Annotated in this window: 21 protein-coding genes; 6 read left to right on the forward strand and 15 right to left on the reverse strand. The window is 68.7% G+C overall.

Going from position 1 to position 25,355, the window contains the following annotated elements:
• Positions 1–51 precede the first annotated feature (51 nt).
• The 3 genes from F620_RS0101410 to F620_RS0101420 form a co-directional block, all read right to left on the reverse strand.
• Complete coding sequence (locus F620_RS0101410) at positions 52–1,722, reverse strand: BCCT family transporter (protein ID WP_018871132.1); 1,671 nt, start codon at positions 1,720–1,722, stop codon at positions 52–54.
• A gap of 34 nt (positions 1,723–1,756) precedes the next feature.
• Complete coding sequence (locus F620_RS0101415; protein ID WP_019569208.1) at positions 1,757–2,929, reverse strand: putative zinc-binding metallopeptidase; 1,173 nt, start codon at positions 2,927–2,929, stop codon at positions 1,757–1,759.
• A gap of 64 nt (positions 2,930–2,993) precedes the next feature.
• Complete coding sequence (locus F620_RS0101420; protein ID WP_019569209.1) at positions 2,994–4,343, reverse strand: alpha/beta fold hydrolase; 1,350 nt, start codon at positions 4,341–4,343, stop codon at positions 2,994–2,996.
• A gap of 189 nt (positions 4,344–4,532) precedes the next feature.
• Here F620_RS0101420 and gdhA point away from each other — a divergent pair, with 189 nt between their 5' ends.
• Positions 4,533–5,882, forward strand: a complete 1,350-nt coding sequence (gene gdhA, locus F620_RS0101425; protein WP_019569210.1) for an NADP-specific glutamate dehydrogenase — start codon at positions 4,533–4,535, stop codon at positions 5,880–5,882.
• Positions 5,883–5,966: 84 nt separating this feature from the next.
• Here the strand turns inward: gdhA and clpB are convergent, their stop codons facing one another.
• The gene (clpB, locus tag F620_RS0101430) at positions 5,967–8,549 is read right to left on the reverse strand and encodes an ATP-dependent chaperone ClpB (RefSeq protein WP_019569211.1); all 2,583 of its coding nucleotides are present in this window, start codon (positions 8,547–8,549) and stop codon (positions 5,967–5,969) included.
• Between the two features lie 220 nt (positions 8,550–8,769).
• On the opposite strand from clpB, the gene F620_RS0101435 reads away from it, so the two are divergent.
• Positions 8,770–9,561, forward strand: a complete 792-nt coding sequence (locus F620_RS0101435) for a ferredoxin--NADP reductase (RefSeq protein WP_019569212.1) — start codon at positions 8,770–8,772, stop codon at positions 9,559–9,561.
• Positions 9,562–9,587: 26 nt separating this feature from the next.
• On the opposite strand, the gene F620_RS0101440 is transcribed toward F620_RS0101435, so the two are convergent.
• Positions 9,588–10,223 (reverse strand): DNA-J related domain-containing protein, encoded by a 636-nt coding sequence (locus F620_RS0101440; RefSeq protein WP_019569213.1) that lies wholly within the window; start codon positions 10,221–10,223, stop codon positions 9,588–9,590.
• Positions 10,220–10,633, reverse strand: a complete 414-nt coding sequence (locus tag F620_RS0101445) for a YchJ family protein (RefSeq protein WP_019569214.1) — start codon at positions 10,631–10,633, stop codon at positions 10,220–10,222. The genes F620_RS0101440 and F620_RS0101445 overlap by 4 nt, the downstream gene beginning before the upstream one ends.
• A 95-nt stretch (positions 10,634–10,728) precedes the next feature.
• Here F620_RS0101445 and F620_RS0101450 point away from each other — a divergent pair, with 95 nt between their 5' ends.
• Positions 10,729–11,568: an SDR family oxidoreductase gene (locus F620_RS0101450; protein WP_018871142.1), complete on the forward strand. Its 840-nt coding sequence runs from the start codon at positions 10,729–10,731 to the stop codon at positions 11,566–11,568.
• 114 nt (positions 11,569–11,682) lie between these two features.
• Here F620_RS0101450 and F620_RS0101455 read toward each other — a convergent pair whose 3' ends face one another.
• Positions 11,683–12,309, reverse strand: a complete 627-nt coding sequence (locus F620_RS0101455) for a peroxiredoxin (RefSeq protein ID WP_019569215.1) — start codon at positions 12,307–12,309, stop codon at positions 11,683–11,685.
• Between the two features lie 243 nt (positions 12,310–12,552).
• The gene (locus tag F620_RS0101460; RefSeq protein WP_019569216.1) at positions 12,553–13,161 is read right to left on the reverse strand and encodes a DUF938 domain-containing protein; all 609 of its coding nucleotides are present in this window, start codon (positions 13,159–13,161) and stop codon (positions 12,553–12,555) included.
• 156 nt (positions 13,162–13,317) lie between these two features.
• Between F620_RS0101460 and F620_RS0101465 the strand changes: the two genes are divergently transcribed.
• A complete protein-coding gene (locus F620_RS0101465) occupies positions 13,318–14,196 on the forward strand; it encodes a bifunctional nuclease domain-containing protein (protein ID WP_019569217.1) in 879 nt (292 codons plus the stop codon).
• Between the two features lie 31 nt (positions 14,197–14,227).
• Here the strand turns inward: F620_RS0101465 and pgi are convergent, their stop codons facing one another.
• Positions 14,228–15,889, reverse strand: a complete 1,662-nt coding sequence (gene pgi, locus F620_RS0101470; protein WP_019569218.1) for a glucose-6-phosphate isomerase — start codon at positions 15,887–15,889, stop codon at positions 14,228–14,230.
• Between the two features lie 125 nt (positions 15,890–16,014).
• Here pgi and glgA point away from each other — a divergent pair, with 125 nt between their 5' ends.
• Together glgA and ppc are read left to right on the forward strand one after the other, a co-directional pair.
• Positions 16,015–17,493 carry a glycogen synthase GlgA gene (glgA, locus tag F620_RS0101475; RefSeq protein ID WP_019569219.1) on the forward strand — a complete coding sequence of 493 codons (1,479 nt, stop codon included), beginning with the start codon at positions 16,015–16,017 and terminating at the stop codon, positions 17,491–17,493.
• Between the two features lie 96 nt (positions 17,494–17,589).
• Positions 17,590–20,442, forward strand: a complete 2,853-nt coding sequence (gene ppc / locus F620_RS0101480) for a phosphoenolpyruvate carboxylase (protein ID WP_019569220.1) — start codon at positions 17,590–17,592, stop codon at positions 20,440–20,442.
• Positions 20,443–20,511: 69 nt separating this feature from the next.
• On the opposite strand, the gene panD is transcribed toward ppc, so the two are convergent.
• From panD to pcnB, 6 genes are all read right to left on the reverse strand, one after another.
• Positions 20,512–20,892, reverse strand: a complete 381-nt coding sequence (gene panD / locus F620_RS0101485) for an aspartate 1-decarboxylase (protein WP_018871149.1) — start codon at positions 20,890–20,892, stop codon at positions 20,512–20,514.
• Between the two features lie 86 nt (positions 20,893–20,978).
• Positions 20,979–21,851 carry a pantoate--beta-alanine ligase gene (gene panC / locus F620_RS0101490; RefSeq protein ID WP_026279612.1) on the reverse strand — a complete coding sequence of 291 codons (873 nt, stop codon included), beginning with the start codon at positions 21,849–21,851 and terminating at the stop codon, positions 20,979–20,981.
• Between the two features lie 33 nt (positions 21,852–21,884).
• On the reverse strand, positions 21,885–22,679 hold the full coding sequence (panB, locus tag F620_RS0101495; RefSeq protein WP_019569221.1) for a 3-methyl-2-oxobutanoate hydroxymethyltransferase: 795 nt from the start codon (positions 22,677–22,679) through the stop codon (positions 21,885–21,887).
• A 9-nt stretch (positions 22,680–22,688) separates the two neighbouring features.
• Entirely contained in the window at positions 22,689–23,339 is a 651-nt protein-coding gene (locus F620_RS0101500; RefSeq protein WP_018871152.1) for a deoxynucleoside kinase, read from the reverse strand.
• Positions 23,336–23,926 (reverse strand): 2-amino-4-hydroxy-6-hydroxymethyldihydropteridine diphosphokinase, encoded by a 591-nt coding sequence (gene folK / locus F620_RS0101505; RefSeq protein ID WP_019021352.1) that lies wholly within the window; start codon positions 23,924–23,926, stop codon positions 23,336–23,338. Before folK ends, F620_RS0101500 begins: the two co-directional genes overlap by 4 nt.
• Positions 23,923–25,335, reverse strand: a complete 1,413-nt coding sequence (gene pcnB / locus F620_RS0101510; protein ID WP_369773210.1) for a polynucleotide adenylyltransferase PcnB — start codon at positions 25,333–25,335, stop codon at positions 23,923–23,925. Before pcnB ends, folK begins: the two co-directional genes overlap by 4 nt.
• Positions 25,336–25,355 lie beyond the last annotated feature (20 nt).

Below are 25,355 nucleotides of genomic sequence, written 5' to 3' on the forward strand. Positions count from 1 at the left end.
AGCCATGCCCGGGCGCACGGAAAGTCCGCCCTTGCAGCGGCGGGCCTTTGGTCAGCCCTGGCGCGACCGCCAGCCCTCGTCATCGCGTTCGGGCGAGTCCTCCGCCAGCGGGGCGTCGTCCTCCACGTCGAAATCCTCGTAGGCCCGGTCGGGCGGCACCTGCCACGGCTCGGAGGGCACGATGTTGTGCTCGCCCGGCCGCGGCGCCCAGCGCTCCTCCTCCAGCCCGCGGATCAGGCCGACGATCATCACCAGCATCACCAGCGAGAACGGCAGGGCCGCGAGGATGACCGCGCTCTGCAGCACCTCCAGTCCGCCGGCCAGCAGCAGCACCGCGGTCAGCAGGCCCATGGCGCCACCCCAGGTCGCCAGGTGCACCGTGCGATGTTCGGTGGAGCCGTGCGCCAGCAGGGTGTTGATCACCACGATGCCGGCGTTCGCGGAGGTCAGCAGGTAGGTCGCGATCAGCACCGTGACCAGCAGGCTGCCGCCGATCGCGATTATCCCCGGCTCCAGGGTCTCCATGGTCAGGAAGGTCGCGCGGGTCATGTCCTCGCTGACCGCGGCGGCGATGCCGGCCATCCCCTCGGACTCGGCGTACAGTGCGGTCCCGCCCAGCAGGCCCAGCCACACGAAGGTGATCATGGTGGGCACCAGCAGCACGCCCATTACGAACTCGCGCAGGGTGCGCCCGCGCGAGATGCGCGCGATGAACAGCCCGACGAACGGCGCCCAGGCCAGCCACCAGCCCCAGTAGAAGACCGTCCAGTCGGCATGCCAGCCGTCGGTATGGTGGGCATGGGTGTACAGCGACAGCCCCATCAGGTTCTGCAGATAGGAGCCGGTGGACTGCACCACCAGCGCCAGCAGGTACTGGGTCGGCCCCCAGATCAACAGCAGCGCGAGCAGCCCTGCGCTGAGCCACATGTTGGCCTGCGAGATCCGCTGCACGCCGGACTGCAGCCCGGTCACCACCGACAGCACCGCGATCACCGTGAGCACCGCGGTGATCACCACCTCGGTGGTCGCCGAGGTACCCATGCCCGTCAGGTGATCCAGCCCCGACCCCAGCTGCTGGATGCCCAGGCCCAGGGTAGTAGCGATGCCGAACACCGTCGCGAGGATCGCCAGCAGGTCGACGATGTCGCCCGGCCAGCCGTGCACGTACTTGCCCAGCATCGGATGCAGGGCCGAACGCAGGGCCAGCGGCTGGCCCCGGCGAAAACCGAAATACGCCAGCATCAGCGCCAGCAGCGCGAACACCGCCCAGGCGTTCAGCCCCCAGTGGAAATAGGTCAGCACCATGGACATGTCCGCCGCCGCCGGGTCGCCGTCGCCGGCCACGAACGGATTGCCGCCATAGTGGCTGAGGGGTTCGGCCACCGCCCAGAACAGCAGGCCCACGCCCATGCCCGCGGCGAACAGCATCGCCAGCCAGGACAGGGTGGTGAACTCGGGGACCTCGTCGTCCCGTCCCAGGCGCACGTCCTTGTAACGGCCGATGCCCAGCCAGATCACCAGGACCAGGAAGAAGGCCATGGCGGCGACGTAATACCACTCCAGCAGGGGGCTGAGGAAATCGCGTGCCCCGCTGACCGCGGCATCCACCTGATCGGTGCGGTAGATCGCCAGCGCCACGATGATCAGCACGGCAACGATGGAGACGAAGGCGACACGGGGGTTCAGGCCCTTGAACGGACCGCGGGTGGCAACGTTGTACATGGTTCCCCTGGTTTCCGGATCCGATGCGGGCGGGTCAGGCGGACGACCGCCGGGGCGTGAACGACTCGCCGGCCGGGCTGGTCCCGCATCCCGGCCCCGCACGGTCGCGCGCGGCCCGAATGATCGCATGGACCCACCGCAGCTTCGCAATCGCGGCCGGGGTCAGCGTGAACGGGTAGATGTGGCCGTGCCCCATGCTGCGGTTAAGGCTGTTGAGGGCATTGGTCAGCGGCAGCCAGTGATCCATCAGGGTATCGATGTCCGGGGCATGATAGGGATCGTAATCCGGTGCGTGGCTCATCGCCGAGCCGGCCAGTCCCTCGGCGCCAACCCCGAGACCATAGGCCCGCGCGGTGTCCAGGGTATCCACGATGTGCAGATAGTGCGCCCAGGTCTCCGCCCAGTCCTCCCACGGATGGGCACTGGCATAGGCACTGACGAAGCGCTCCTGCCAGTCGGCCGGCGGCCCCTCGCGATAATGCCGGCGCAGCGCGGCATCATAATCGGCGCGCTCGTCGCCGAACACCCGGCGGAAATCCTCGTGCGCCGGGCCACCGCGCACCAGGCGCTCCCAGTAATGGTGACCGCTCTCGTGGCGGAAATGTCCGAGGATGGTGCGATAGGGCTCGGCCATCGCCTCGCGCATGCGCTCGCGCACCGCCGGATCGGCCTCGGCGATATCCAGGGTGATGAGACCGGCGGCATGCCCGGTCACCACGCCACCCCCCTCCTGAAACGCCGGCGCGGTGGACGCCAGGAAATCGAATGCCAGGCCCGCGGGGTCATCGCGCCTGGGCGTCACCGGCAGGCCGAGCCGCAGCAGGCCATAGACCAGACGCCGCTTCTCCGCCTCCAGACGCGCCCACAGCGTCCGGTTCCCGGGAACACTCAGGTCGGGGATGGTCCGGTTCAGACGGCACGCGCGGCAGAACGGATCCGGATCCGACTCCGGCACCATCCAGTTACAGATGCCGTCCACCGCATAATGCCGGCACTGCCGATAGCGCGGGCCGTCCGGCTCCCCGGCCACCTGCCACCATCCCCCCGCGACCTCGCGGCCCTGCCGGTCGGTGCCCGTCCCGACCGGGGCCAGGGCCGCCACCCGCATGCGGTCGGGCAGAAAACCCAGGCGGTGGCCGCAGCGGGTGCAACGGGTATTGTCGAAATGAACCGCAAGGCCACAGGCCTCGCACTCGAACAACTGCATGGATCTTCCCCGCCGTTCCCGGTCTGCCGGTACCGCTCCAGAGTACGCCCTCCGGCGCCCCGCGTCAGGGCCCCTCGAGCAGTGTCCGCACCCGCTCCAGGGTACGCGGATGTTCAAGGATGCCCGCATGCGTGGCATCCACCCCGTAGAGACTCGCGGCCGCCGCCTGGGCCTCCGGCCGCAACATGCTCTCGAGGCTCACCACACCGTCGGTGAGCTCGCGGCTGCGCCCGCTGTCGCGGCGATGCGCAAACAGCAGATGGGTCTCGGCCGGGATCCCGGCCGAGCCGGCGAACAGCCCTTCCAGAAATTCGCTGCCCGGCGCCATGTCACGCCAGACCGGCACCACGACCGGCGCATGCGCGACCCCGGTCGCGGCCATCCGGTGGCCACCCCAGGGCGTGGCCAGGGTCACCAGGCGCGGAACCCGGGCAGGCGCGCCGCGGCGCTCACGCTCCAGCAGGAAACCGCGCGCCACCAGACCACCCATGCTGTGCGCCACGACCTGATACCGCTCCAGGTCGTGGCGCAGCTCCAGCTCTTCCATCACCTGCGCCAGGTGCACTGCGGCCGCGTCCAGCGGGACACCCGACGGGTAGTAATACGCCCAGGGCTGGAAACGGCGGGTATCCAGATCCTCCACCAGCGCCTCGAAGGAGACGGGCGAACCGTTCATGCCGTGGATGAACAGCACCGGCTCGCGCGCGGGGTCGTAGGGACCATCGAGGAAATACACCCCGGCGTAGCCATCGCGGACGAAATCCAGCGGCCGCCACTGACTGGCGGCGGCAATCGCCGGATCGAATCGCGGGTCCGCCAGCGTGGTGACAAGACCGAAGGCCGTAACCCGCCCGAGGCTGGGCAGCGAATCATCCTCGTGTGCCGCCCGTTCCGCCGCCGCGCCCGGGAACGTCAGTCCGCCCTCGTCGAACGCCCCGTCGATTCGCCTCGCGGGGTCGTCGACCCGGATGCGCTGGTCCAGGTAGCGCTCGCCCACGCCGCAATCGAGCGTTGCACCGCGCTCCCAGGCATGGGCGGCCCCCGGCACGGCGCCCGCATCGCGGCCATCCTGCCAGTAACCCAGCACCGACCACACGCCCGGTTCGAGGGCAAAGAACCACTGCCCGCCGGACCCGGTGAGCACGTGATCCACTACCTCCGGCGGCAATCCCTCACCGCGCTCGCGCACCGCCAGCACCACGTAGGCCCCGTCGTCCGAATCCTTGCCAGCCTCTCCGGCCCCGGCGATGTGGCCCTCCAGTACGCAAGCCCCCTGCATCGCGGCAAACTGGCCGCGCGCCTCCAGCAGGGTGCAGCCGGTCCCGGCCACCGCCACGGCCAGCAGCACCGGCATCCACGCAAGCCGCCACATCAGCCGGCGGAACACGTCACGCACCCCTGCCCGCTCATCCATGGTTTCATCCTCCGGCCCGGCCTCCGGCGGCCCCCGACGCTTCCATTCCGGGCATGTTCCCGCGCCGCGCGCCGCCCGTCCAGCCCGCACCATCCATGTGCATTCTGCACCACAAAAGAGCAGACAGGATTGTCCCGGGTACCAGGTTATGCCTTAATGCGCGCCCATGATTCACACAGGAAGACACTCATGAACGGAAGTCTCGACGAGAAACTCGAGCCGATCTATCAGGAAGTCCTGCACCGCAACCCGGGCGAGACGGAGTTTCACCAGTCCGTGCACGGGGTGCTGCAGACCCTGGGCCCGGTTCTGGTCAAGTACCCGGAATTCGCCGACCTGAAGATCATCCAGCGCGTCTGCGAACCGGAACGCCAGATCATCTTCCGCGTGCCCTGGCAGGACGATCGCGGCGAACTCCAGATCAACCGTGCCTTCCGCGTGCAGTTCAACAGCGCGCTGGGGCCGTACAAGGGCGGCATCCGCTTCCATCCGTCGGTGTATCTGGGGATCGTCAAGTTTCTCGGCTTCTCCCAGGTCTTCAAGAATGCGCTTACCGGGCTGCCGATCGGCGGCGGCAAGGGCGGCAGCGACTTCGATCCGAAGGGCCGCTCCGACGGCGAGATCATGCGCTTCTGCCAGAGCCTGATCACCGAGATGTATCGCTACCTCGGCGAATACACCGACGTCCCCGCCGGCGACATCGGTGTCAGCCAGCGCGAGGTCGGCTACATGTTCGGGCAGTACAAGCGCCTGACCAACCGCTTCGAATCGGGCGTGTTCACCGGCAAGGGTCTGGACTGGGGCGGCAGCCGTGCGCGCACCGAGGCCACCGGCTACGGCGCGGTGTTCTTCACCCAGGAGATGCTGAAGGCCCGCAACGATTCCCTCGAAGGCAAGCGGGTGGTGATCTCGGGTGCCGGCAACGTGGCGGTCTTCGCCACGCAGAAGGCGCAGCAGCTGGGTGCGAAGGTCATCGCCTGTTCGGACTCGCGTGGCGTGATCCTCGACGAGGACGGCCTGGATCTGGACCTGCTGCGCCAGATCAAGGAGCGTGAACGCGGCCCGGTCTCGGACTACGCCGAACGCAAGCCGAGCGCGAAATACCGCGAAAACGGCTGCATCTGGGAGATCCCCTGCGAGGTCGCCCTGCCCTGCGCCACGCAGAACGAACTGACCGGCAAGGACGCGAAGGCGCTGGTCGAAAACGGCTGCATCGCGGTCGCCGAAGGCGCCAACATGCCGGTGACCCCGGAGGGCATTCAGACCTTCCGCGAGGCGGGCATCGCGTTCGGTCCGGGCAAGGCCGCCAACGCCGGCGGCGTGGCCACCAGCGCGCTGGAAATGCAGCAGAACGCCAGCCGCGACTCCTGGACCTTCGAACACACCGAAGCACGCCTGCAGGAGATCATGGCGAACATCCACCAGACCTGCTTCGAGACGGCCGAAGAATACGGCTCACCGGGCAACTACTCGGCCGGTGCCAACATCGCCGGCTTCGTCAAGGTCGCCCGCGCCATGGAGGCCATGGGCCACATCTGAGGTCCCGGGCCCGAACGCAGGAAGGCCCGCACATGGCGGGCCTTCGGGTCATCCTCAGTGACAGCCGGGACGGACCGGGGCGGCTCAGGCCGCCTCGGCGTGCTTCACAAAGCGCAGGGCCTCGCCCTCCATGTCCACGCGGATGGTGTCGCCGGAGACGAACTCGCCGGACAGCAGCTGCTGCGCCAGCGGGTTCTCCAGCTGGGTCTGGATCGCCCGCTTCAGCGGCCGCGCCCCGTACACCGGGTCGAAGCCCGCCTCGCCGAGGTGATCCAGCGCCGCGTCCGAGACCTCCAGCCCCAGTTCGCGCTCCTCCAGGCGTTCGCGCAGATAGCGCAGCTGGATCTCGGTGATCGCGCGGATCTGTTCGCGCTCCAGCGGGTGGAAGACCACCACGTCGTCCACGCGGTTGATGAACTCGGGCCGGAAGTGCTGCCCGACGATCTCCATCACCGCGCCCTTCATGCGGTCGTAGTTGTCCTCGCCGGCCATCTCCTGGATCTGCTGCGAACCCAGGTTGGAGGTCATCACGATCACCGTGTTGCGGAAGTCCACGGTACGCCCGTGACCGTCGGTCAGGCGGCCGTCATCCAGCACCTGCAGCAGCACGTTGAACACGTCCGGATGCGCCTTCTCGACCTCGTCCAGCAGGATCACGGAGTACGGCTTGCGGCGCACGGCCTCGGTCAGATAGCCACCCTCCTCGTAACCGACATAGCCCGGGGGCGCCCCGATCAGCCGCGCCACGGAGTGCTTCTCCATGAACTCCGACATGTCGATGCGCACCATGGCCTCCTCGGTGTCGAACAGGAAGCCGGCCAGCGATTTGGTCAGCTCGGTCTTGCCAACGCCGGTGGGGCCCAGGAACAGGAACGAGCCGTTCGGACGATTGGGATCCGCCAGCCCGGCGCGTGAACGGCGGATGGCGTTGGCCACCGCGGTCACCGCCTCGTTCTGGCCGACCACGCGCTCGCCGATGGCCTCTTCCATGCGCAACAGCTTGTCCTTCTCGCCCTCCAGCATCTTGGCCACCGGGATCCCGGTCCAGCGCGAGACGACCTCGGCGACCTCCTCGTCGGTCACCTTGTTGCGCAGCAGCTGGGTCTCCTGGCTCTCCATCTCGTGGGCCATGGCCAGGGACTTCTCCAGGTCCGGGATCTTCCCGTACTGCAGCTCGGACATGCGCGACAGGTCACCGGCACGGCGCGCGGTCTCCAGCTCCTGGCGCGCGCGTTCCAGTTCTTCCTTGAGCTGCGCGGCGCCGGAAACCGAGGCCTTCTCGGACTTCCACACCTCTTCCAGGTCGGAGTACTCGCGCTCCAGGCGCTCGATCTCCTCCTCCAGCGTGCTCAGGCGCTTCTTCGAGGCCTCGTCGGATTCCTTGTTCAGCGCCTCGCGCTCGATCTTCAGCTGAATCAGGCGCCGCTCCAGCCGGTCCATGGACTCGGGCTTGGAGTCGATCTCCATCTTGATCCGGCTGGCCGCCTCGTCGATCAGGTCGATCGCCTTGTCCGGCAACTGCCTGTCGGTGATGTAGCGCTGCGACAGCTGCGCGGCGGCGACGATCGCCGGGTCGGTGATCTCGATCCCGTGATGCACCTCGTAGCGCTCCTTCAGCCCGCGCAGGATCGCAATGGTGTCCTCCTGGGTCGGCTCGTCCACCAGCACCTTCTGGAAGCGGCGCTCCAGCGCGGCGTCCTTCTCGATGTTCTCGCGGTATTCGTTGAGCGTGGTCGCACCGATGCAGTGCAGCTCGCCGCGCGCCAGCGCCGGCTTGAGCATGTTGCCGGCATCCATCGCGCCCTCGGCCTTGCCGGCGCCCACCAGGGTGTGGATCTCGTCAATGAACAGGATCACGCGACCCTCTTCCTGCGAGATCTCGTTGAGCACCGACTTCAGGCGCTCCTCGAAATCGCCGCGATACTTGGCCCCGGCCAGCAGCGAGCCCATGTCCAGCGCCAGCACGCGCTTGTCCTTGAGCCCCTCGGGCACCTCGCCGTTGACGATGCGCTGGGCCAGGCCCTCGACGATCGCGGTCTTGCCGACCCCGGGCTCGCCGATCAGCACCGGGTTGTTCTTGGTTCGCCGCTGCAGCACCTGCACCGAGCGACGGATCTCCTCGTCACGCCCGATCACCGGATCCAGCTTGCCCTGCTCCGCACGTTCGGTCAGGTCGGTGGTGTATTTCTCCAGCGCCTGCCGGTTCTCCTCGGCATTGGGGTCGTCCACCTGGGCGCCGCCGCGGATCTGGTCCACCGCGTCCTCGATGGAATCCTTGTTGGCCCCGGCATTGCGCAGCATCTCGCCCACGCCGGCCTTCTCGTCGATCGCGGCCAGCAGGAACAGCTCGCTCGGGATGTACTGATCCTTGCGCTCCTGGGCGAGCTTGTCACACACGTTGAGCATGCGCCCCAGGTCGCTGGACACGTGCACGTCGCCGGCGGCACCCTCCACCTTCGGCATGCGGTCCAGCGCCTCGCCCAGCGCGGAGCGCAGCTGGCGCACGTTGACCCCGGCACGGTCGAGCACGTGGCGGGTGGTGCCGCCCTCCTGATCCAGCATGGCCAGCAGCAGGTGGGCGGGTTCGATGAACTGATGATCCCGGCCCACCGCCAGCGACTGGGCGTCGGAGATCGCGCTCTGGAATTTGGTCGTCAGGCGATCCATTCGCATTGGATTGATCCTCGCTTCGAAATTGGCAACTGACCTGAACCATGGGGCCACGCATACCCGGGTTCAAGTCCGCGGCCACAAATTCCCGTTTCCGTGCGCGTTCTCGGGTCCACCTGCGGCGCGCGGGAAGCCCCCGCCCTTACCGGCGCTTTCGGCAGGCCGGCCCCGCGGCTGTTAAATTGTTGAGTACAACACTAGGAGATAAGCGCTCGTCATGCCCTATTCGGAACAGCAGATCACGTCCCTGCATCGCTGGTCGGACAAGACCTTCAGCTTCACCACCACGCGGCCGGAAGGCTTCGAATTCCGCAACGGCCAGTTCGTCACCCTCGGCCTGCGCCCCGAGGGCAAGCTGATTCCGCGCGCCTATTCGATCGTGTCCGACCCGTCCAGCGAGGAGCTCGAGTTTCTCAGCATCCACGTGCCCGACGGCGACCTGACCAGCCGCCTCGCCCATGTCGAACCGGGCGATTCGATCTGGATCAACGACAAGGTCACCGGTTCGCTGACGGTGGATTACGTGCAGCCCGGGCGGCATCTGTACATGCTCGCCACGGGCACCGGCATCGCGCCGTTCGTCTCCCTGGTCCGCAGCGACGAAGTGTTCGAACATTTCGAACGGGTCATCCTGGTGCACAGCGTGCGCACCGTGGAGGAACTGGCCTATCGCGAGGAGCTGGAAGCGAAGATCAGCGATCGTTTCCGGTACATGCCCACCGTAACCCGCGAGGATCACGACTTCGCCTGCCCGGTGGCGCAGCAGCCGTTCGACAACAACCAGCGCGGCGCCGAACTGTTCCGCTCGGGCGAGCTGTTCCGGGCGCTGGATCTGCCGCCGGCGGACCCGGAACAGGATCGCGTGATGCTGTGCGGCAACCCGGCGATGAACCGCGAGATGAGCCAGTGGCTGGAGGAACACGGCTGGGTGCAGACCAGCTACAAGGGGACCGGCACCTACACCGTGGAGCAGGCCTTCGTGACCACCATGGACGACGCCGACGACTGAGCCCTCCGGCGGCGGAGAGAGACGCGTCAGTCGCCCAGCAGGATCCAGCGCGCCTCGTTGAGGCGTTGCAGGGTGGCCGTGTCGCCGCCCCGGTCGGGGTGGTGGCGCTGGGCCAGGCGGCGGTAGCGGGACTGGATCTCCGCGTCCTCCACCGGATCCGCCAGCTCCAGCACCGCCAGCGCCGTTGCCCGGCGATCGCCACCGTCCATCCGCCGCCAGAAGCCGTCCAGCAGGGCCTGCACCGCGGCCGCATCCATCTGATCCAGAGTGCTCAGGTCGAGGTAATAGGCTCGCAAAGGGTCCTCGCGCACCAGGGCCGCGGAGACCCTGCCGGCGGTTGCCGCGGCCCCCGCGCCGCCCATGGCCCGCGCCTGAATGCCGATATCCAGGCAGTGGATGCGCAGCCATTCGCCCTCGCCGGCCAGCCGGTCGCGCAGGCGATGGAGGCAGTGAAACAGCAGGAAATGGGTGCGGAACAGCCCCAGCGGCTCGCGCAGGTCGGCCCCGGCGAAGGGTACCACCCCCGCATCGCGCAGGCGGGCGATCAGCGCGTGCTCGGTCTGTCCCTCGGCCTGCGCGCGCACGCCCCGCTCCACCGCCGCCAGCAGCCCCGGATCGACCTCGGTGTGCGCACCCGCGGCGGCATCGACGACGGGGTTCACGAGGCGTCCGGCGTGTCGCCGTCGATGTAGTACCAGTGACCGTCGATGCGCCGGAACCGGCTGCGTTCGTGCAGCCGCATGCCCTGGCCGTGCAGCCGCGCGCGGGCGACGAATTCGACTACCCCGGTGGTGTCCTCGCGGCCGCCGGCCTCGGTGTCGCGCACATTCAGGCCCAGCCAGCGCCGCTCGGGGTCCAGCTCCAGCGAGGCCGGGCGGGTCTGCGGATCCCAGGTCCCCAGGATGTAGGCCTCGTTGTGCTCGGTGTAGGCGGTGTAACGCGAGCGCATCAGTGCCTCGGCGGTCTCCGCCGGGGCGGTGCCGTCGATACGCGGCCCGCAGCAGCGTTCCCGCGGGTGACCGGACCCGCAGGGGCAGTTCACGCTGTCCGGTTTCGGCTTGCGGCGACCCATCTCGACCCCCCGAGAAAAAATGATCGGGACGCGGGAAATCCCCCCACGCCAGTGCAGGGAGTAGCGTAACCCCCAGCCACACCGGAGTGAACCGCATGGACGATATCCTGATCCTCGGCTGCGGAGACCTGGGCACCGGGCTGGGCCGTCGGCTGCACGACGCCGGGCACCGGGTCTGGGGCCTGCGGCGCCATCCCGAACACCTGCCCGAATGGATCCGGCCCCTTCAGGGCGACCTGACGGACCCCGACGGCCTGCCGGAGCTGCCGCGAACGGCACGGGCGGTGTATTTCATCACCACGCCCGACCGGATGGACGACACGGGTTACCGTCGCGCCTATGTCGATGCGCTGCACCATGCGCTGGGCGCCCTGGAGCGCCAGGGCCTGCAGCCGGAACGCGTGATCTTCGTGTCGTCCACCGGCGTCTACGGCGTCGATGACGGCAGCCGGGTCGACGAAGACACCCCCGCCCTGCCACAACGCTTCTCCGGCCGCCGCCTGCTGGAGGCCGAACGCCTGCTGGAGGCCTCGCCGTACCGTGGCATCCGCCTGCGCCTGGGCGGGATCTACGGACCGGGGCGCGAACGCATGCTGGATCTGGCGCGCGCCGGCCAACTGGGCGATGACGAACCGCCGACCTGGACCAACCGCATCCACCGCGATGATGCGGTCGGCATCCTGCACCACCTGTTCACGCTGGCCGATCCCGATCCGGTCTATCTCGGCGTGGATACCGAACCGGCCCTGAAAAGCGAAGTGCTGCACTGGCTCGCCGCGCGCCTGGGTACCCTGCCGGCAGATGCGGCGGTCCACCGCGTGGATGCCCGCGACGGGGCCCGCGGCCGGCGCTGCGACAGCCGGCGCCTGCAGGACTCCGGCTACCGCTTCCGCTATCCCGACTACCGGGCCGGCTTCGCCCCGCTGCTGCCCTGAAGCGTACGCCCGCCGCACACACGAAAAAGGCCCCGCCCGGCAGAACCGGAGGGGCCCGGAGAGACCCGGCCCGGGGAGGCAGAACCCCGGGACCGGTGATCAGAACCCGGAGGTTCAGACCTTGGTGTAGCGCAGGTACGAGCGGATCTCGTCGAAGCCCTGCGGGAACTTCTTCTGCGCTTCTTCGTTGCTGACCGTCGGCGGGATGATCACCTGGTCACCGGGGGTCCAGTCGGCCGGCGTCGCGATGCCGTGCTTGTCGGCGGTCTGCAGGCCGTCGATGGCGCGCAGGATCTCGTCGAAGTTGCGGCCCAGCGACATCGGGTAGGTCATCATCAGACGGATCTTCTTGTTCGGATCAATGATGTAGACCGAACGCACCGCTGCGGTGTCGCTCTCGCCGGGGTGGATCATCTCGTAGAGTTCCGAGATCTTCTTGTCGGCGTCGGCGACGATCGGGAATTCGAGGGTCGTGTTCTGCGTGTCGTTCACGTCCTCGATCCACTTGTTGTGCTCTTCCACCGTGTCGGTGGACAGGCCCAGCGGCTTCACGTTGCGGTCCGCGAACTGCTTCGCGAGCTGCGCGGTGCGACCCATCTCGGTGGTGCACACCGGGGTGAAGTCGGCCGGGTGGCTGAAGAAGAAGCACCAGGAATCGCCGATCCACTCGTGGAAGTCGATCTTGCCGGCGGTGGTGTCGACCTGGAAGTTCGGTGCGGTATCGCCCAGACGAAGCGTCATATCGCTATCTCCTTTGCTTGTTTCCGTTCATTCGGTTGATGGCAGATGATCGTTATCGATCATGTGCATCACTATATCGGCGAATTCTTATGATGTGAATTCTATTATATCAATCACACCGATCGCCTAATCCTATGAGTCGCCCTGGGTCCATTTCCATGGCTGCTTCATGGTCAACCATTGGTGTCGCCACCTCGCACGAAGTTCCCGCCGGACAGTGACCCGGTCCACAAACCATACGGCTCAGACCGTATCCCGCCGCCAGATCAGGATCTGGTTGTTCGCCGGCATGTCCACCACCGCCTCCCGGGTCAGGCCGCAGGCGCTCGCCAGCGCGTCCAGGTCGGCGCGATCGCGCACCCCCATCCCCGGGTCCTGCTGGCGCAAAGAACGGTCGAAGCGCGCGTTGGATTCGGCCGTGTGCTCCCCGTCGTGCGCGAACGGCCCGTACAGCGCGAACAGCCCGTCCGGCTCCAGAACCCCGGCGACCCCGGAGAACAGCGCCTCCACCCCCGGCCAGTGCAGGATGTGGACGGTGTTCGCACTGTAGACGTAACGAAACGGACCGTCCGGCCAGGGATCAGCGGCGACATCGAGGGCGCGCGGCGGCTGCAGGTTGGGCGCCGCCGCCTCGCGCCGCCACGCCTCGATCCCCGGCAGGTGTTCGGCGACATCGGTGGGCAGCCACTGCAGATGTCCCAGGCGCGGCGCCATGAAAGCCGCATGCTGGCCGGTCCCGGCCCCCAGCTCCAGCAGGGCACCCGGACGGATGAACCACTGTTCCAGGACCCCCAGGATCGGCTCGCGGTTCTGTTCGGCCGCCGGGGCATACGGGCGCTGCATCACTTCCATGGGGTTCTCCGGTCTGCGGTGTGCGGGTTCCGGCCCAGCATAAACGACGCCCGAAGCGCCCACGTGCAAGACCGCACGTTCCTCAGGTCCGCGATGGACCCCGCGGGTGCGGGACTGCCATGATCCGTATTCAGGTCCCTTTTACGGAGAGCCCCCATGTCCCGCTACCCGCATCGTCCCGCCCGCTCCCGGATCGCTGCATGGGCCACCGCCCTGGGGCTGCTCCTCGGCGCCGTGGCCGCCACCACCCACGCCGACGCACGCGCGCCGGCCAGCGACCCGGATACCCTCCTGCCGGTGGAGCTGGCCACCGTGGGGGTGGACTCGCACAGCGGCCTGCCCATTGCCCTGCTGCGCGACCCCGAATCCGCCGAGGTCGTGCCCATCGTCATCGGCACCGACCAGGCCCGCGCCATCCTCCTGGCCATGCAGGATGTCGACGTGCCGCGGCCCATGACCCACGACCTGATGGTCGACCTGCTGCGCGAACTCGACGCGGAGCTGGAACGGGTCATCGTGGACGGGCTGGAAGACGGCACCTATCTCGGCATGCTGGAACTGCGTATCCCCGGCGAGGAGGCACCGCGGCGGATCGATGCCCGGCCCAGCGACGCCCTCGCGCTGGCGGTGCGCACCGGCGCGCCCATCGCGGTGGCGCCGGAAATCCTCGAGGCGGATGTCCCGTTCGATTACCAGGCCCCGGGTGACGAGGGGATCGTCACCGCGCTGGGGATCACCGTAATCGAAGCACGCGACGATCTGCGCGAGGCCCTGGGCCTGCCGGACGAGCCCGGCGTCCTCGTCAGCCGAGCCGAGGGAGCCGCCGCCGAGGCCGGCCTGGAGCAGGGCGCGCTGATCCTGGAGGTCAACGGACGCAGCCCGGAAACCCCGATCGACTTCCTCGAGGCCGTGGGAACCACCCCGGACGACGAAGAAGCCGAACTGCGCTTCTGGCTGGACGGCGAGACCCGCACCATCACGCTGCCCACCGACGTCCCGGTGCTGCCGGACGACGAAGACGCGATTCAGGCCTGAACGCGCGCCGCCGGGTCCCTCCGCGGGCGCTTCAGCCCATGTGCCGGCGCAGCCAGTCGATGCTGGCGGCGGTCGCCGGGTCGTGCGGACCCGGCTCGCCGGCCGGGTCCAGGTCCGCCAGCACACGGCCGGCCAGCTGCTTGCCCAGTTCCACGCCCCACTGATCGAAGGCGTTGATCTCCCACAGGCTCGCAAGCACGTAGATCTTGTGCTCGAACAGGGCGATCAGCGCCCCCAGGCGCTCCGGATCCAGGTCCTCCAGCAGGATCAGCGTGCTCGGCCGGTCGCCGGGGAAGCTGCGATGCGCCGCCAGCGCCTCGATCTCGGCCGCATCGCGACCGGCGGTGGCCATCTCCGCCCGGGCCTCGTCCTCGCTGCGCCCCAGGGCGAGCGCCTCGGCCTGGGCCACCAGATTGGCCAGCAGCATCGGGTGCTGTTGCGGCAGGTCGTGTTCGGCGCGCGCAACGCCGATGAATTCCGCCGGCACCCGCCGCGTACCCTGATGCAGCAGCTGATAGAACGCATGCTGCCCGTCGGTGCCCACCGCACCCCAGACCAGCGCCCCGGTATCCCCCTCCACCGGCGTGCCGTCCAGCCGCACCCGCTTGCCCAGGCTTTCCATCTCCGCCTGCTGCAGATACGGCGGCAGAAAGTACAGCCGCTCGTCGTAGGGCAGCACCGCGCGCGACTCCGCACCCTGGGTGTCCTGATTCCACAGGTCCACCAGCGCCATGCGCACCGCCGCGTTGTCCTCCAGCGTCGCGGTGCGCACATGTTCGTCCATCGCATGGGCCCCGGCCAGGAACCGGCGGAAGCCGTCCATGCCCAGCATCAGCGCCACCGGCAGGCCAATCGCCGACCACACCGAATAGCGACCACCCACCCAGTCCCAGAAACCGAACATGCGTTCGGGCGAGATACCGAAGGCCTCGACGCGCTCGCGCGCGGTGGAAACCGCCACAAAATGAGCCGCGACCGCGGACGCATCGCCGGCCGCATGCTCCACCAGCCACTCGCGGGCCGCACGGGCGTTGGTCAGGGTCTCCTGAGTCGTGAAGGTCTTGGAGGCGACCACGAACAGCGTAGTCTCCGGATCCACTTCGCGCAGCACCCGGGACAGGGCCTCGCCGTCGACATTGGAAACGAAATGCATGTCCAGCGGGTTTCCCCCGGCAGCCGGGCATGCATGGTCGGCAAGCGCACGACAGACCATGCGCGGCCCCAGATCGGAGCCGCCGATCCCGATGTTCACCACCGTGTCGATCGCCCGCCCGGTGAACCCCCGGTGGGTCCCGTCCTGCACCTCCTGCACGAAGGCCCCCACCCGGTCCAGGACCGCATGCACCGCCGGCACCACGTCTTCGCCGTCCAGCTCGCAGCGGGCCTCGCGGGGCAGGCGCAACGCGGTGTGCAGTGCGGCCCGCCCCTCGGTCACGTTCACCCGCTCGCCGCCGAACAGCCGCTCCAGCGCCGAAGGGATATCGGCGGCCCGCGCCGCCGCGAACAGCGCCTCCCAGGCATTGGCATCGAGCCGCTGGCGCGTCCAGTCCAGGCGCAGGCCGGCCACCTCGCGGACATCACGCTCCACCCGTTCCGGCTCGCGCTCCAGCAGCTCGCGCAGATGCTCCGGCTCCAGGCGCCGGGCTTCGTTCTGCAGGACCTCGCGCGCGGCGATTCGGTGGGAACGGTTCATGCGGCTACCTCGACGTCGGGGGGTGTCGATACAGCATAATCCGCCACCCGGCAGCCGTCAGCCTGCATTGCCATTCACCGGGGCCGGCTGCGTTACACTCAACATCTCGTTACGGAGAAGCCGTCATGCGCATCCTTTTCGCCACCAGCGAGGTCTTCGGGCTGGTCAAGACCGGCGGTCTCGCCGATGTCAGCGCCAGCCTGCCTGTCGCCCTGCGGCGCCGGCGACAGGACGCGCGCCTGATCCTGCCGGCCTACCCCGAGGCGGTGCAGCGCCTGCGCCGGCCGGTCACCCACCCGGGACCGGAAGACGCTCCGTGGCAGCTGATCGAGGGCCATCTACCGGGCACGCGCATGCCGGTCTACCTGGTCGACTGGCCGGAATATTTCCAGCGCGCCGGCAACCCGTACACCGCCTCCAACGACCAGGACTGGCCGGACAACGCGCAGCGCTTCGCCGGCTTCGCCCGTGCGGTGGCCCGAGTGGCCGCGGATGACGCCGGGCTGAACTGGACCCCGGAGATCGTCCACGGCAACGACTGGCAATGCGGCCTGCTGCCGATCTACCTGCGCGAGGCCTGCGGCACGCGGGATGCACCGGCGTCGGTATTCACCATCCACAACCTCGCCTATCAGGGCCTGTTTCCGGCCGAAACCGCGACCGCACTGGGTCTGCCCGCCAAGCTCTGGCACCCGGACGGCGTCGAGTTCCACCAGCAGCTGTCCTTCATGAAGGCCGGCCTCATGTTCAGCGACGCCATCACCACGGTCTCGCCCACCTATGCCCGCGAGATCCGGCAACCGGAACACGGCATGGGCCTGGACGGGGTGCTGCGCGCCCGGGCCAACGTGTTCCACGGCATCCTCAACGGCGTCGACTACCGCGCCTGGGACCCGGCCCGCGATCCGCACATCGCCGCCGCCTACGACCCCGACGACCTCTCCGGCAAGGCCGCCTGCAAGGCCACGCTGCAGCGCCGCCTGGGGCTGACCGAAGACCCGGACATCCCGCTGCTGGGACACGTCGGGCGCATGGTCGAGCAGAAGGGCATGGACCTGCTGCTGGCGGTGGCCGCCCCGCTGGCCGAGGCCGGGCACATCCAGCTGGCGCTGGTCGGCTCCGGACAGACGGACCTGGAGCACGCCGCGGGCGCCCTCTCGCGGGCCCACCCCGGGCGGGTTGGTGTCCACATCGGCTACGACGAACCGCTGGCCCATCAGATCGAGGCGGGCGCCGACCTGTTCGCGATGCCGTCGCGCTTCGAGCCCTGCGGGCTCAACCAGCTCTACAGCCTGCGCTATGGCACCCCGCCGGTGGTGCATGCCACCGGCGGCCTGGCCGATACCGTCGTCGACGCCACTCCCGAAGCCCTGGAGGACGGCCGTGCCACCGGTTTCAGCTTCACTCCGGACAGCATCCCGGCGCTCGGCGACGCCCTGGAGCGGGCCCTGGCGCTTTACCACGCCCGCGCCGACGGCCGCTGGGAACAGCTGATGCGCACCGGGATGCAGCAGAACTTCGACTGGCAGGTCGCCGCCGGGGCCTATCTCGAACTCTATCGCGAACACCGCCCCCGGGCGCGCGCAGGCGCATCTGCGCTATAATCGCCGGCTTTCGCCGCCGACCGGCACGGGCCGGCAGGCAAGCAACCACCACGGCGGGGCCGGCTGCGGCCGGCCCCCTGCTGCTCGGGCCGCCTCATGAACCAAGCCGATCACAACGACCGTTTCCTGCCCCAGGACAAGGAACTGCGCGCGCGCGTGCGTCTGTTCGGAGAACTGCTGGGCAACGTCATCTGGAAACTCGAGGGCAAGACCGTCTTCGACGCGGTGGAAACCCTGCGCCGTGGATTTGTCAGCCTGCGCAAGGAGGAAGACCCGGAGCTGCGCCAGCGGCTGATGGATGACATCACGCAGTTCGACACGACCCTGACCGAGCGCGTGATCCGCGCCTTCAGCATCTACTTCTCGCTGGTCAACATCGCCGAGGAAGACCTGTTCTACCGCTGGCGCCGCGCCCAGGTCTCCAGTGGCGAGCCGCTGTGGCTGGGCTCCTTCGACCAGGCCCTGCGCGAACTGCACGACGACGGCGTCACCGCGCAGGAACTGGAGGAACTGCTGGGGCAGCTGCACTACCAGCCGGTGTTCACCGCGCATCCCACCGAGGCCCGGCGGCGGACCACCATGGAGAATCAGCGCCGGGTGTTCGAGACCGCCGACCGCCTCAACCAGCCGGGACTGGGCGACGAGGAACGTCGCCTGATCACCGAAGAGCTGGAGGGCCAGATCCAGATCCTGTGGCGCACCAACGAGGTCCGGGTGAGGAAGCCGGAGGTCCAGGACGAGATCAAGTACGGCCTGTTCTATTTCGAGGAGAGCCTGTTCGAGGCGGTGCCGCAGAGCTACCGCTTCCTCGAGAAGGCGATCCGCCGCATCTACGGGGTCAACCCGGCCGGCTCCCTGCCGGTGCGCATCCCCGCGTTCCTGCATTTCGGCTCCTGGATCGGCGGCGACCGCGACGGCAACCCCAACGTCACCCCGGAGGTCACGGCACTGGCGTCGCGCCTGGCCATGGAACAGGTGCTGCGCGAGTACATCAAGCGGGTCAACGAACTGCGCAACGTCCTCACGCACTCCTCCTACATGTGCGAGCCATCGGCCGAATTCCTCGCCAGCCTTCAGGCGGACTCGACCATCTCCAATGCCGTGTTCCAGGGCGCCTCCGACCGCTTCGAGACCGAGCCCTACCGGCGCAAGCTCTACATCATGCGCTACCGCCTGCAGGAAACCCTGGCCACGGTCACCCGGCGGATCCGGGGCGAGGCCGCCGTGCTGCCGACCAACAGCGCCTACGCCACGCCAGAAACCTTCCTGCAGGACCTGAAGCTGATCCGTGACTCCCTGATCAGCCACGGTGACCGCAATATCGCCAGCGGCGCGCTGACCGACCTCATCCGCCTGGTGGAGACCTTCGGTTTCCATCTGCATCACCTGGACGTGCGCCAGGAATCCACCGTGCACACCGAGGCGGTCGCCGAGATCCTGCGCCACATCGATCCGTCCCTGGACTACGCAGCCATGGACGAGCCCGCCCGTCAGCAGTGTCTGGCGGAGCTGATTGGCCGCGGCGACGAGCTGCCGCAGCCCGATCGCGCCGCCCTCGACGAACGTACCCGCGAGACCCTGGAGGTGTTCGAGGTCATCCGGCGCATGCGCGGCGAGGTCGGTCCGGACGGCATCGGCACCTACGTCATCTCCATGACCCATGCGGCCTCGCACGTACTGGAGGTCCTGCTGCTGGGCCGCCTGGCCGGACTGGCCGGCGAGGACCCGGAAACCGGGGCGTACTGCCACCTGCGCATCTCGCCGCTGTTCGAGACCATCGAGGACCTCCTGCACGTCGAGGACGTCCTGGAGGGCCTGCTGTCGAATCCGGTCTACGCGCGCCTGCTGGCCGCCTCCGGCAACGTCCAGGACGTGATGCTGGGCTACTCCGACTCCTGCAAGGACGGCGGCATCCTCGCCTCCAGCTGGAACCTCTACGAGGCGCAGAAGAAGATCGTCGGCATCACCGACCGCTACGGCGTGCGCTGCCAGCTGTTCCACGGCCGCGGCGGCACCGTCGGGCGCGGCGGCGGCCCGACCCACGAGTCCATCCTCGCCCAGCCCCCGGCCACCGTGCAGGGGCGGATCAAGTTCACCGAGCAGGGCGAGGTGCTGTCGTACAAGTACTCCAACGTGGAGACCGCGGTATACGAACTGGGCATGGGCGCGACCGGCCTGATGCTCGCCTCGCGCAGCCTGATCCGCCCGCCGCGCTGCGACCGCGACGACTACCGCGAGACCATGGAGGAACTGGCGCGCCTGGGCGAGGATGCCTACCGCGATCTGATCGACCGCACCCCGGGCACCCTCGACTACTTCTACGAGATCACTCCGGTGCAGGAGATCGGCTATCTCAACATCGGCTCGCGACCCTCGCACCGGCGCAAGACCGACCGTTCCAAGAGTTCGATCCGCGCGATCCCGTGGGTCTTCGGCTGGGCCCAGTCGCGCCACACCCTGCCGGCCTGGTACGGCATCGGCACCGCGCTGGAAACCTGGCGCGGCGACGATCCGGCACGCCTGGAACAGCTGCAGCGCATGTATCAGGAGTGGCCGTTCTTCCGTTCGCTGCTGTCCAACTGCCAGATGGCCCTGACCAAGGCCGACATGCGCACCGCCGCCGAGTACGCCCGGCTGTCGCACGACACCGACCTGTCCGAGCGCATCTATTCGCGGGTACGCGAGGAACACAGCCGCACCGTCAACGAGGTGCTGCGGGTGGCTCAGCTGGACGGGCTGATGGAAGAAACGCCTCTGCTGGCGCGCTCGCTGCAGCGGCGCAACCCCTATCTGGATCCGCTCAACAGCATCCAGATCCACCTGCTGCGCCAGTCACGGGGTTTCGAGGCCGAGAACGAAGGGAACGGGGACGCCCGGGAGAACCCCTGGATCTCGCCGCTGCTGCGCTCGATCAACGCGATCGCCGCGGGTATGCGCAACACCGGCTGAGACCGGAGCGGGACACGCACTGGCCGGGGCCCGGGGCTCATGCAGGGCCCCGGGCCAATAATGCCGTACTCAGGCGGCCTGGACGGGGATATCGTGCCCGGTGCGGGCGATGGCGTTGTCGGCGTCGAGATACACCAGATCGGGGGTGAACTCGCGCGCCTCGGCGGCATCCAGCTGGCCGTAGGCACAGATGATCACGCGATCGCCCACCGATGCCTTGTGCGCAGCGGCGCCATTGACCGAGATCACCCCGGACCCGGCTTCCGCCTCGATCGCGTATGTGGTGAAGCGTTCGCCGTTGTCCACGTTGTAGATCTGGATCTGCTCGAACGGCAGGATCCCGGAGGCCTCCAGCAGACGCGTATCGATCGCGCAGGACCCCTCGTACTCGAGCTCACAGTGCGTGACTCGGGCCTTGTGCAGCTTGCCCTTGAGCATGGTGACCAGCATAAGCGTCTTCCGTCGGCGAACGGTCTTTTCACGGGGCCGGGAATTATGCGCGATGCACGCGGGAGCGGCAATGTCCCGCGTCCGACTCAGGGCCGGCGATTATCGATCAGGCGCACGCTGTCCAGCCAGGCGGCCCCGAGGATCACGAGGTCCTGATCGCACAGGGCCTCGCCGGCTACCGGCTCGGCGAGATCCATCGCCCGGCGGATGGCCACGTATTCGGCATCCAGCCCTGCCTCGCGCAGGCGGTCGCAGGCCTCCGCCTCGATCTCGGTGACCCGGTCGGCCGCGCCGCTGCGGTCGCGTCGGCAGACGATGGCGACCTCGTCGAGCACGCGCTTGAGCGCCGGCGCCCGCGCGCGCGACTCCGCGGTCAGCCGGCTGTTGCGCGAGGAACAGGCCAGCCCGTCGGACTCGCGCACGGTCGGCACCGCATCCACCCGCACCGGCATGTCCAGCGAGCCGACCATGCGCTCGATCAGGCGGAACTGCTGGTAATCCTTCTCGCCGAACAGGGCGATGTCGGGGCGCACCAGGTTGAACAGCTTGGCGACCACCGTCGCCACACCGTCGAAATGGCCCGGACGGAACGCCCCCTCGAGGATCTCCGACAGCACCGGCACGACCACCTTCACCGGCGGCAGCCCGTCGTCCGGGTACATCACCGATTCGTCCGGGCAGAACAGGGCGTCGACGCCGGCATCCGCCAGCCGGCGGGAGTCTTCTTCGAGGCTGCGCGGGTAGTTCGCGAGGTCTTCCTCGCGGTCGAACTGCAGCGGATTGACGAAGATCGACACCACCACGCGCGACGCCCGCGCCCGCGCCTCGCGCACCAGTGCCATGTGCCCTTCGTGGAGGTGCCCCATGGTGGGCACCAGGGCAATGGTCTCCTGCCCGCCACGGCGCGACCATTCGCGGCGCATCGCCTGGATCTGGGGTCGATCTCGAAGGATTCTCATGGCCGTCCCGAGCCTCGTCTGAACCGGGGTTCTCTACAAAAAGGTATGCACGCCGGATTCGGGGAAGCGCCCCTCGCGCACCGCGCCGACATAGGCCCGCACCGCTCCGGCCAGCGAGCCGCCCTCGGCGAGGAAATCGCGGGCGAAGCGCGGCGGATTCGGGGTCAGGCCGATCACGTCGGCAATCACCAGCACCTGGCCGTCGCAGGCCGGGCTGGCCCCGATCCCGATCACCGGCACGTCGGCCGCCCGCGCCACCGCGGTGGCCAGTGCCTCGGTCACGCCCTCCAGCAGCAGGACCTGGGCCCCGGCCTGTTCCAGGCGCCCGGCCAGCGATTCCAGCTCGGCCGCCGCGGCGGCGTCGCGGCCCTGCACGCGGTACCCGCCCATGCGGTGCACCGCCTGCGGGGTCAGCCCGAGGTGGGCGCACACCGGGATGCCGGCCTCCACCAGCCGTTCGACCACCGGGATCTGCGACGTGCCGCATTCGATCTTGATCATCTGCGCCCCGGCCCGCATCAGGGCCCCGGACTGGGCCAGCGCGGTGGCCGGGTCGGCATCCCCCAGAAACGGGAGATCCGCCATGATCAGCGCCTGCTGGGTACCGCGGGCGACCGCGGCGGTGTGATAGACCATGTCCTCCAGGGTTACCGGCAGCGTGGTCGCATGTCCCTGTACCACCATGCCCAGCGAATCCCCGACCAGGATCACCTCCACGCCCTGCTCGTCCAGCAGGCGCGCGAACGCGGCGTCGTAGGCGGTCAGACAGGCAAAGCGCTCGCCGGCCCGCCGACGCTCGGCCAGGGTGTTGACGGTGATCGCGCCCATGCGTGTCCCCTACAGCGTGATCGGCAGCGGGTTGAAGTAGTGCCGCCCGCCCTGGATCGGTTCGAGAAACTGCAGCAGCTGGTCAAAATCGGCCGGGTTGTTCACCCAGTCAATCTCGGTCGCGTTGACGATCACCAGCGCCGGTCCCTCGAAATGATAGAAGAAATCCGCGTAGGCGGCGTTCAGCCGTTCCAGATAGGCAGTTTCGATCCGGCGTTCATAGGCCCGTCCGCGCTGGCGGATGCGTTCCTGCAGCACGTCCACCGGCGCCTGCAGATAGATCACCAGATCCGGCTGCGGCAGCCCCTGGCGCAGCCGGCGGAACATCTCGTGGTAGATCTCCAGCTCGTCCGGGGCCAGATTGAGTTCGGCGAACAGCGGGTCCTTGTCCATCAGGTAGTCGGCCACATGCGCCTGCTGGAACAGCCCCTTCTGCGCCACCGGGGTCAGCTGGCGCACGCGCTGCACGAGGAAATACAGCTGGGTGGCCAGGGCATGCTTGGCCGGATCCTGATAGAAACGTTCCAGGAACGGGTTCTCGTCGGGGGCCTCCTGCAGGAGCTCCGCCCGCAGGTGTTCCGCCAGCCGCTGCGCCAGCGAGGACTTGCCCACACCGATCGGGCCCTCGACCGCGATAAAGTCGAAATCCGCGAGGCTCATGCGCCCGCCCCCGCGCGACGGCCCGGTGGTGGCTCCCCCGCGTTGGCCTCCGCTGCGCTGTCGCCCGACTCCTCCACCGGGATCAGGGCGGCCGGATCAAAGGCACGGGCCAGCGCCGCCAGCGGGCCGCGCCCGGGGATCTCCAGCCCCGGTGCCAGCTCCTGCAGCGGCAGGACCACGAAATTGCGCTCGGCCACCCCCGGATGCGGCACCGCCAGCCCCGGCTCGTTCAGCACCCGGTCGCCGTACAGCAGCAGGTCCAGATCCAGCAGCCGCGGCCCCCAGCGCTGGCCGTCGCGCACGCGCCCGCAGCGCTGTTCGATGGCCTGCAGCGCATGCAGCAGTTCGCGCGGCGTCAGTCGGGTGTGCAGCCGGGCCACGGCATTGACGTAGTCCGGCTGATCCGGCGGTCCCATCGGCGGATTGCGGTACAGCCGCGAGCGCCCCGCCAGATGCGTCCCGGGCACCTCGCGGGCAAGGCGGGCGAAAGAGCCGCGAACCTGTGCCACCGGATCCCCCAGGTTGGCGCCGATGCCGATGTAGGCCGACACGGCCGCAGTGCGCCCGCCGGGCTGGATCCGGGTCATGCCGAGTCTTCCCCCGCCTTCTTCCCGCCCGAGCCGCCGGCACGACCCCGCGGCTTGCGCTTGCGGCGCTTGCGCTTGCCATCCCCGCCCGAGGCCCCGGTCATTGCCTTGCGTCCGGCCTCGTCCTTTTCCTGCAGTTCGGTCCACCAGCGGCAGGTCGCCTCGCTGGCATCCCCCACCTGCGCCCGCAGGCAGTAGAAGTCGTAACCGGCACGGAAACGCGGATGCGTCAGCAGCTTCAGGGCCCGCGCCCCGGAGTGGGTCTCCAGCCGGCTCTGCATGTCCCAGATCTCGCGAATCACCAGCGCAAAGCGGCGCGGGATGGTGATGGTCTCGCCCTGCTCATCGAGGATCTGCGACATCGCCTGGTCCCAGGCCGGCGCCGGGTTCTCGCCTTCCTCGATGCGCGCACTGGCCTCCCACTGCAGCGGCGCCCACATCAGCGCGGCATACAAAAACGCCGGGTGCACGCCCTGGTCCTCGGCCAGCCGCTTGTCGGTGTTGCGCAGCGCCTCGACCAGGAAGGCCCGCTGGCTGAGACCGGCCTCGGGATCGTCGGGGTCGTCGAAGGCCTCGGCGGTGGACGGGAACATCGCCTCGAACAGACCGAAGCGTTCGAGCTCGTCGAGGCAGGTGACGGCCTCGCCGCTGTGGAACAGCTTGATCACCTCGTCGAACAGGCGTGCCGGCGCGACTTCCTGCATCAGCGGCGCCAGCCGGTGCATCGCCTCGTCCACCGCCGGGTCGATGCGAAGCCCCAGCTTGGCGGAGAAACGCACCGCCCGCAGCATGCGCACCGGATCCTCGCGCAGGCGCGTCTCGGGATCGTCGCCGATCAGGCGCAGAACGCCCTCGCGCAGGTCCTCGACGCCGCCGGTGTAGTCCAGCACCGAGAAGTCGTTGATGTCGTAATACAGCGCGTTGATGCTGAAATCGCGCCGCAGGGCGTCCTGTTCGATGGTGCCGTAGCGGTTGTCGCGCAGGATGCGGCCGTCGTCGCTGAGGACCACGTCGCCGTCGTCGTCATCGTCGTCACCACCGGCATCGTGCGGGGCACGGAAGGTCGCGACCTCGATCACCTCGCGGCCGAACAGCACGTGCGCCAGGCGGAAGCGGCGGCCGATCAGCCGGCAGTTGCGGAACTCCCCGCGAACCTCTTCGGGGGTGGCGTCGGTGGCCACGTCGAAGTCCTTGGGCTCGCGCCCCAGCAGCAGGTCGCGCACCCCGCCGCCGACCAGACAGGCGCGGTAGCCCGCGTCACGCAGGCGGTAGAGCACCTTGAGCGCGTTGTTGTCGATGGCCGCGCGCGAGATGCCGTGCTCCTCGCGGCTGTAGACGCGAGGCACGACCAATGCGTCGCCGGCGCGCGGGGCATTGTCGCGGGGGTCAGTTTCGGCCGGGGCCGGGATGTCGGTATCAGGGCGGGTCA

It is taken from the genome of Thioalkalivibrio sp. ALE11 (assembly GCF_000381205.1).
Lineage (GTDB): Bacteria > Pseudomonadota > Gammaproteobacteria > Ectothiorhodospirales > Ectothiorhodospiraceae > Thioalkalivibrio.

Coding starts and splice junctions, on each gene's coding strand:
- F620_RS0101410 (WP_018871132.1), bottom strand. CDS start 1,722: ATGTACAACGTTGCCACCCGCGGTCCGTTCAAGGGCCTGAACCCCCGT.
- F620_RS0101415 (WP_019569208.1), bottom strand. CDS start 2,929: ATGCAGTTGTTCGAGTGCGAGGCCTGTGGCCTTGCGGTTCATTTCGAC.
- F620_RS0101420 (WP_019569209.1), bottom strand. CDS start 4,343: ATGGATGAGCGGGCAGGGGTGCGTGACGTGTTCCGCCGGCTGATGTGG.
- gdhA (WP_019569210.1), top strand. CDS start 4,533: ATGAACGGAAGTCTCGACGAGAAACTCGAGCCGATCTATCAGGAAGTC.
- clpB (WP_019569211.1), bottom strand. CDS start 8,549: ATGGATCGCCTGACGACCAAATTCCAGAGCGCGATCTCCGACGCCCAG.
- F620_RS0101435 (WP_019569212.1), top strand. CDS start 8,770: ATGCCCTATTCGGAACAGCAGATCACGTCCCTGCATCGCTGGTCGGAC.
- F620_RS0101445 (WP_019569214.1), bottom strand. CDS start 10,633: ATGGGTCGCCGCAAGCCGAAACCGGACAGCGTGAACTGCCCCTGCGGG.
- F620_RS0101450 (WP_018871142.1), top strand. CDS start 10,729: ATGGACGATATCCTGATCCTCGGCTGCGGAGACCTGGGCACCGGGCTG.
- F620_RS0101455 (WP_019569215.1), bottom strand. CDS start 12,309: ATGACGCTTCGTCTGGGCGATACCGCACCGAACTTCCAGGTCGACACC.
- F620_RS0101460 (WP_019569216.1), bottom strand. CDS start 13,161: ATGGAAGTGATGCAGCGCCCGTATGCCCCGGCGGCCGAACAGAACCGC.
- F620_RS0101465 (WP_019569217.1), top strand. CDS start 13,318: ATGTCCCGCTACCCGCATCGTCCCGCCCGCTCCCGGATCGCTGCATGG.
- pgi (WP_019569218.1), bottom strand. CDS start 15,889: ATGAACCGTTCCCACCGAATCGCCGCGCGCGAGGTCCTGCAGAACGAA.
- glgA (WP_019569219.1), top strand. CDS start 16,015: ATGCGCATCCTTTTCGCCACCAGCGAGGTCTTCGGGCTGGTCAAGACC.
- ppc (WP_019569220.1), top strand. CDS start 17,590: ATGAACCAAGCCGATCACAACGACCGTTTCCTGCCCCAGGACAAGGAA.
- panD (WP_018871149.1), bottom strand. CDS start 20,892: ATGCTGGTCACCATGCTCAAGGGCAAGCTGCACAAGGCCCGAGTCACG.
- panC (WP_026279612.1), bottom strand. CDS start 21,851: ATGAGAATCCTTCGAGATCGACCCCAGATCCAGGCGATGCGCCGCGAA.
- panB (WP_019569221.1), bottom strand. CDS start 22,679: ATGGGCGCGATCACCGTCAACACCCTGGCCGAGCGTCGGCGGGCCGGC.
- F620_RS0101500 (WP_018871152.1), bottom strand. CDS start 23,339: ATGAGCCTCGCGGATTTCGACTTTATCGCGGTCGAGGGCCCGATCGGT.
- folK (WP_019021352.1), bottom strand. CDS start 23,926: ATGACCCGGATCCAGCCCGGCGGGCGCACTGCGGCCGTGTCGGCCTAC.